This is a genomic window from Streptomyces sp. FH025 (assembly GCF_017427025.1).
Taxonomy (GTDB): Bacteria; Actinomycetota; Actinomycetes; order Streptomycetales; family Streptomycetaceae; genus Kitasatospora.
The window spans coordinates 1-4,586 of record NZ_JAFLNG010000625.1; the positions used below are offsets into that span (position 1 = coordinate 1).

Below are 4,586 nucleotides of genomic sequence, written 5' to 3' on the forward strand. Positions count from 1 at the left end.
GTGGCCGCGCTCTCGGTGCTCGGCCTGCCCGCCGCCGCGGCGGCCGGGCCGGACGTGACCGAACTCGGCCCAGGGAACGCCGACTTCCCGCTGATGAGCGCGACGCTGATCGGCGAGACCCTGTGGATCGGCTCGCGCAACCTCGCCCCCGCCCGGGTGATCGGCTACCACCTGCCGACCGGCGAGGTCACCGCCACCGTCGAACTGCCGACCGGAAACTTCGTCCAGGGCTCGGCCGCCCAGGGCGGCGTGCTCCACCTCGGGGTCACGGACGCCCCCGGTGAGGACAACCTCTACCGCTACGACGGCACGCTCACCGCGCTCGGGAACGTGCCGGGCGCCGACGTCCGGGACGTCGCCGTCGCGCCCGACGGCACGGTCTACGCGACCGGCCGGCAGAAGGGCCGCGCCGCCGGGCCCGGCCTGTACGCCTGGGACCCGGCCACCGGCGCGGTCACCGAGGTCGCGTCCCCGGCGCCGAACGCCACCCAGGGCCGCGCCGTCGCGGCCACCGCGACCCACGCCTACCTCGGCGTCGGCAGCAACCTCGCGGGCGGCGGCGGGGCGACCCGGGCCACCCTGTACGCCGTCGAGCGGGCCACCGGCGCCGTCACCGACATCACCCCGCCCGACCTGCGCGGCGACACGATCGTCCGCCGGATCACCGTCCTCGGCGACGACCTGCTGGCGGTGTCCACCGAGGGCGCGCCCGCCCACGTGGCGCTGCTCGACCCGGCCGACCACCGGGTCCTCAGGGCCTTCGCCGTCCCCGGCACCAAGAGCGTGACCAACTTCCAGCGGCGGGGGGACACCCTCTGGTTCACCTCCACCGAGCACGGCGTGCTGTGGCGGCACGACCTCGCCACCGGCGCCCTCGACCAGCTCGCGGTGCCCGTGCCGGACGGCAACTCGTGGGGCCTCGGCCGGCTCGGCGACACCCTGGCCGGGGTCACCGAGGGCGGCACCGCGTGGACCCTGGACCTCACCACCGGGGCCGTCGCCACCCGGGACCTGGTCGAGGCGGGCGCGCCCGCCGCCGCTCAGCTCGGCATGTCGGTGGCGGCCCGCGCCGGGCGGGTGTACGTCGGCGGCAACGGCTCGATCGCGCTGCACGACCTGGCCGCGGGAACCGTCCGCAAGCTCCCGGTGCCGGGCGAGGCCAAGGACACCGTGATCCTCGACGACGGCACCCTCTACCTGGGCGTCTACTCCTCGCAGGGGATCTGGCGCTACCGCCCGGGGGCCGACCGGGTGCCCGTGAAGGAGGCGGCGCTGCCCCAGGAGCAGAACCGGCCGCAGGTGATCCGCTGGGACGCCGACAGCGGCCTGCTGCTGCTCGGGATCCAGGCCGACACCACCGGCGGCGGCTCCTTCGTCACCTACCGCCCGGGCAGCGGCCTGCCGACCGTGCACCCGGACCCGCTCGGCCCCGGCCAGCTGGTTCGCGCCGTGGCGGTCGGGCACGGCCAGGCGTTCCTCGGCGGCGACAACGCCCGGCCGACCGGCCCGCGCGGCGACCTCGCCGCCTGGGACCACCGGGCCGGGCGGGAGCTGTGGCGCACCGCGACCGATCTGGGGGCGGGCGTCAGCAGCCTGGCGGTGCTCGGGAACACCCTGTACGGGCTGACCGTGAACGGCCGGGCGTTCACCGTCGACCTGTGCGGTTCGAGGCGAGCCGGGTTCACCCCCGTGATCGGGCGGCGGGCGGACCTGGGGGCACCGGCCGGCACCAATCCGCGGCTGCTGGTCAACGGCGGCGCCCTGTACGGGATCAGCGAGCGGAGCTTGTTCCGGCTGGACCGGGACACCCTGGCCGCCACCGTGCTGGTCGAGGTGGACGCCGAGTGGTACAGCGGCGCCCGGCTGGCCGCCGACGAGAACGGCGTGCTCTACACCCTGCGGGGGCGCGAGCTGATCGCCGTCCGTCCGTGAGCGACCGGGGGAGGAGGGGCCGGCCCGAGCGGGCCGGCCCCTTCGTCATCGGGTCGCGTCCGAGACCTGCGAGGCCGGGGGCACGAAGCGGGCGAACGGGTCGGCGACCGCCGCGCAGTGCTCGGAGAGCAGGGCCCGGAACCGGTCGAGCAGCGGCGCGTGCCGGGCGTCGACCGCCAGGTTCACCAGCTCTCCGGGGTCGGCGGCGAGGTCGAAGAGCTGCTCGCGGTGGTCGCCCCAGGCGTAGCAGACGTACTTGTGCCGCCCGGCGCGGACCATCCGGCCCAGGGCGTTGTTGAAGCCGGGGATCTCCCAGCGGGTCTCGACCACCACGCTGTCGTGCGGGCGCGGCGCGCGGACGCTGCGGCCGGGCAGCCCGTCCGGCGCCTCGATGCCGGCCAGGTCGCAGAGCGTCGGGATGAGGTCCAGCCCGGCCGCCACCAGCCGCTCGTCGACGGTGCCGGAGGCGACCCCGGGCCCGGTGACCACCAGGGGGATCCGCACGCACTCCTCGTACAGGGCCCACTTCTGGTTCCAGCGGTGGGCGCCCGCGCCGTCGCCGTGGTCGGAGCTGAACACCACCACGGTCTCCCGGTCGCGTTCCTCCAGCGCGGCCAGCAGCAGCCCGATGTGCCGGTCGACCCGTTCGACCAGGGCGTAGTAGGCGTGCCGGTAGCGGCGCCAGTCGTCCTCGCGCCACTCGGCGGTCGGGTGGGTGTGCGGCTGGGCCAACCGGGCGAGCCGGGGCAGTGCCGGCTCGTACGGCGCGATCGGGAAGTTGGGCGGCAGCGGCGGGAGTTGCGGGACGGGCGGCTCGGGCGGGAGCGGGCCGGTGCGAGGGTCCTGGCCGCGGGCCCACTCGCAGATGCCGTGCGGCTCCAGGAAGGAGGCGACCAGCAGGAACGGCCGCTCGCGCGGTGCGCGGACGAACTCGGCGGCGGCGCGGGCGAGTCCGGCATCGTCCCCGCCGGCCGGGTGGATCCGGCGGAAGCCCCGGCCCTCGGGCAGGTCGAGCTCCGGCAGGTGCCACTTGCCGCCGTAGCCGCAGTCGTACCCGGCCTCGGTGAACAGCCGCCCCAGCAGCGGGTCCTGCGGTCCGCCGGTGTTGCCGGTGACTCCGACCGTGCTGGGCAGGCGGCCCGTCATGAGGCTGGCGCGGGAGGGCGTGCAGAGCGGCTGGGCGCAGTAGGCGTTGGGGTAGCGGGTGCCGGCGGCGGCCAGCGCGTCCATCGCGGGGGTGCGCAGGTACGGGTTCCCGGCGGCGCTCATCGCGTCGGCGGTCTGCTGGTCCGTCAGGATCACGACGATGTCGGGGCTGACGATGTCGGGGTCGCGGTGTCGCGGCACGGCTCAGGCCATCCGTTCGTAGGTGTGCCGGTCGAGTGCCCACCGCAGCGGTTCGCCGCGCAGCCAGCGCTCGAACTCGCCGACCACCAGGTCGCCGAGGCGGCGGCGCTCCAGCTCCCGGCTGCCCGCCAGGTGAGGGGTGACGACCACGTTGGGCAGGGTGAACAGTGACGAGCCGGGCGCCGGGGGCTCGGGGTCCGTGACGTCCAACACGGCGAAGAGGTCCGGGCGTTCGGCGAGGACCTCCAGCAGCGCGGGCTCGTCGAGAACGGCTCCGCGCGAGGTGTTGACCAGGGTGGCGCCGGGCTTCATCGCGGTCAGCAGCCGCCGGCCGACGAGTCCGCGGGTCTCCGGGAGCAGTGGGGTGTGCACGCTCACCACGTCGGCGGTGGCGAAGAGTTCGTCGAGGCCCACGGCCCGCACCCCGGGCGGCGTCGGGGCGTACGGATCGTGCGCGAGGACCCGGACGTCGTAGCCGCGCAGCATCTCGCAGACCAGGCGCCCGGCGGCGCCGAGCGACAGGACGCCGACGGTGGAGCCGTACGCGCCCGGGGTGCGGCCGGCCGGGACGGCGGCGCGGGCGGCCCGGGCGGCGAGGACGTGGCGCCAGCCGTCCTTGAGGGCGTAGACGATCTGGGCCACGGTGAACTCCGCGACGGGGACGGCGTTGGCGTGGGCGGCGGTGACGATCGGGATGTCCGCCGCCCAGAACGCCTCGCCGGCGATCCGGCGCACCGATCCCGCCGCGTAGAGCACCAGCCGAAGGCGGGGGAGCCGGGCCAGGGCGGCGGCGTCCAGCACCGGTCCGCCCCAGCCGGTGAACAGCACCTCGACGTCGCGCAGTGCCTCGGGTGCGGCGGCCAGCCGCTCGGCGCTCCACACGCCGTGCGCCGCGGTCGGGTCGGTCAGCAGCCCGGCGCCGGCGGCGACCCGGGCGAGGGCCTCGGGGCCGTAGACGTCGGGGAAGCGCGCCGGGTCCATCGCGAAGGCGGCGGTGGGCATCCGGGTCTCCTCGGGTCGCTGGCGCGCACGTCGGATCGCCGGCGCGCAAGGAGTTTCTATCACAGTGAGAAATAGTGAGGGCTCCCAGGCCTCCGAGCGGGTCGACCGGGCGCGGCTCAGCGCGTGATGAAGGTGGCCCCGTCCGCGAGCCGGACGGCCGCCGCCGCCGCGCCGACCAGCTCCGTGGTCGTGCTATGCACCACCACCAGGCGCGGCAGCACCGGCACCCGCCCCTGCAACCGGCTCTCGATCGCGGCCGGCAGCTCGCCCCCGCTCTCCCAGAACAGCCGCCCGCCGAGGGCGAT

General features: G+C 76.0%; 4 protein-coding genes. 1 reads left to right on the forward strand and 3 read right to left on the reverse strand.

Annotation, left to right across the window (positions count from 1 at the left end; genetic code table 11):
• The coding region (locus J0670_RS30825) for a hypothetical protein (RefSeq protein WP_207815083.1) at nucleotides 1–1,932 on the forward strand (1,932 nt) is incomplete at its 5' end.
• A 45-nt stretch (nucleotides 1,933–1,977) separates the two neighbouring features.
• Here J0670_RS30825 and J0670_RS30830 read toward each other — a convergent pair.
• From J0670_RS30830 to J0670_RS30840, 3 genes are all read right to left on the reverse strand, one after another.
• The gene (locus tag J0670_RS30830) at nucleotides 1,978–3,279 is read right to left on the reverse strand and encodes a sulfatase-like hydrolase/transferase (protein WP_207815085.1); all 1,302 of its coding nucleotides are present in this window, start codon (nucleotides 3,277–3,279) and stop codon (nucleotides 1,978–1,980) included.
• A 3-nt stretch (nucleotides 3,280–3,282) separates the two neighbouring features.
• Complete coding sequence (locus tag J0670_RS30835) at nucleotides 3,283–4,281, reverse strand: hydroxyacid dehydrogenase (protein WP_207815087.1); 999 nt, start codon at nucleotides 4,279–4,281, stop codon at nucleotides 3,283–3,285.
• A 116-nt stretch (nucleotides 4,282–4,397) separates the two neighbouring features.
• The coding region (locus J0670_RS30840; RefSeq protein WP_207815088.1) for a hypothetical protein at nucleotides 4,398–4,586 on the reverse strand (189 nt) is incomplete at its 5' end.